This is a genomic window from Luteibacter sp., assembly GCF_051958795.1.
Lineage (GTDB): Bacteria > Pseudomonadota > Gammaproteobacteria > Xanthomonadales > Rhodanobacteraceae > Luteibacter.
In genome coordinates, this window is sequence record NZ_JBQCFT010000397.1 from 1 (window position 1) to 2,364 (window position 2,364).

Genomic DNA, 2,364 nt, shown 5'->3' on the forward strand with positions numbered 1-2,364 from the left:
GCCTCGGCCATCGCGGCCAGCTCGTCGGGTCGCTTGACCACTAACGTGCCGCGCGCAAGGCCAGCGGTTCCACCCCGGCCTCCCGCAACTCCTGCGCCACGATCTCCTGGAAACTCAGCGACGGGTTGAGCTCGCAGAGCATCCCGATCCGGATCCAGAAATTCGCTTGCGCATTGATCGACCGGCCCGTCACCGTGCAGGCGCGGCGGATCTGGTCGTGCGTTTCATCATCGATGTTTACGATACCCATATATGGACCATATATGGTTCGTATATTTGATGCAAGCTCGATGGACTCTTGTGGGAGCGCGCTTGCGCGCGATTGGGCGGTAGCGCGAGCACCCATCGCGTGCAAGCACGCTCCCACAGCCCGCTCCCACAGCGCCCTCCTACAACGGCGTCAGCGAGCCTTTGTAGGCGACGATCAGGCCGAAGAGTGGCGCGGAAATGTCCACATCGAAGCAGAACCTGCCGGCCTCCTCATGCTCGAAGCTGATGCCCTTGGGCAACAGGAACCCCGGCATCGGCAGGCCCAGGAACTTCCAGCGCCGCGGAATCAGGAGGAGACGCTCGCCTTCCACCACCAATGCGAGGCCGAACGTGGCCGCGCCGAAACGCTCGACCATCAGGTGCGCATCGCGGCCCCGGCCTTCTGCTTGATGCGAATGGAAAGGCTTGCCGGCGAACGTGCGCGTCCAGCGTTCCCCGTCACCATCGGGTGTGAAGTTCACACGCAACGGGATGTCCTTGCCTGCCTTGGGGAAGCCAATCAGCGCGCGGACGAGGCCCGCCAGCCGTCCGCCGCCGTGGCGGACCTCGGCACTGCCCACCCACTCCCGCGCCGCAGAGGTGCCGTGTAGCTCCTTCAGGCGGGGTGGAAGGCGCGCGAACGCTGAGCCCAGGATGCGCTCGTAAAGCGGCGCGCCCGCCTCATCCGCCCGAAAGCCTGTATAGATCGAGCGACCCTCGAACAGCTCGTCGTAGTCGGCGAGTTCAAGTGCGCACGTGGCCGGGCGTGCGCCCGGTTCGGGGCGCTCGCCCTTCAGCATCTTGCGCACGAGCGCCTCGATCGCCATCGAAGGGATGTACGGGCCGTCATCGCCCTCCGCGAGCAGGTGCCAGCTGCGTTCGACCGGCCTGCCCTGTGCGGTCCCTCGCGCCCGTACAAACATGCCCCCGCGGTGTTCGCCGAAGCGCGTCCGGTTGAGTACCCAGTAGAACAGCGGCGATAGCGGCGCGAAGGATGGCGTCTGGAAATGCGCGCGAGCCTTGGCCAGCAGGGTGAGGATGCGGTGGAGTATCTCGGGCACCGGGCCCGCCCCCATCCAGATATCGCGCATGGTCGGATGTTCCGGAGGGAGCACCTGCAGGTCCGGGACATCCACCAGGGAGAAGTGGATAGTGTGCAGAGGCAGCTTGCCGGGCACGGCGACGGTGAAGCGCATGCTTTCCGCCAGGCCCATGCCCTGCCCGGGCTTGCCATCGCGCCATAGTTTCACTGGCACGCCGGCATACCCGACCACGGCGCGCATCACGTTGAGGCCGATGCCCGCATACGGCGATGGCGCGATGCCACCCTCCACGCTGACGATGTCCATCGTGCGACCCAGCTCGCGCAGCACAGCCGCCGTGAGCACGGGGAAGCTGCTTACACCGGAGAGCGCGAACACGCCTGCCTGTTTTGCGTTCGCATCGAGCGCCGCGACACCGAAGACGAAGTCAGCCGCATCGGCGAAATCGAGATAGTCCACGCCGGCGGCGATGCAGGCTTCGATGACGACGTAGGGGGCATCGCCGTAGTCCTGGAACGGGCCTGATGCATCGACAACCAGGTCAGGGCGATCGACGCTGAGAAACTCCGCGATGTCGAGCCGGTTGAGCTTAAGCGGGCGGACCGTCGCGACGCCGTGGTACGCGGCGCAAAACGCCTCGGCCCGCGCCAGATCGCGGCCGCTGATGACGAGTTCGAGCTCCGGGATATCGGAGAGCAACCGCGCAAGGCGTCCGCCGAAGACGCCGTAACCGCCGAGAATGAGGATCTTCCCCAGGCCGGCGTGTCGAGCTCGTTCACGCGTGGCCGCACTCGCGGCGTCCTGCCCCTGCGTTCCATCAAAGCGGTCGTCCATCCGTGGCAACTCTCGCGGCTAAAGGTTCGCGCACTGTTGCGAATGGCGCCGCGGCCGTCAATATCGCCCCGACCCTGTGGGAGTGCGCTTGCGCGCGATGGGGTCATTCGTAGCCTGGATCGCGCGCAAGCGCGCTCCCACAAGAACGTGCAGGTTGCTCAGCCAACCAGGCCGAGCCGGATCAGGCTTTCCGCGCTCGCCACGATCGCATCCTCGCGCGAACGCGGCTTCCACCCCA

Annotated in this window: 2 protein-coding genes; both read right to left on the reverse strand. The window is 66.1% G+C overall.

Features of this window, described 5'->3' with window-relative positions:
• Positions 1-40: 40 nt before the first annotated feature.
• Positions 41-250, reverse strand: a complete 210-nt coding sequence (locus tag ACTHLF_RS20615) for a ParD-like family protein (protein ID WP_440330008.1) — start codon at positions 248-250, stop codon at positions 41-43.
• 139 nt (positions 251-389) lie between these two features.
• Positions 390-2,126: a DUF4166 domain-containing protein gene (locus ACTHLF_RS20620; protein ID WP_440330010.1), complete on the reverse strand. Its 1,737-nt coding sequence runs from the start codon at positions 2,124-2,126 to the stop codon at positions 390-392.
• Positions 2,127-2,364 lie beyond the last annotated feature (238 nt).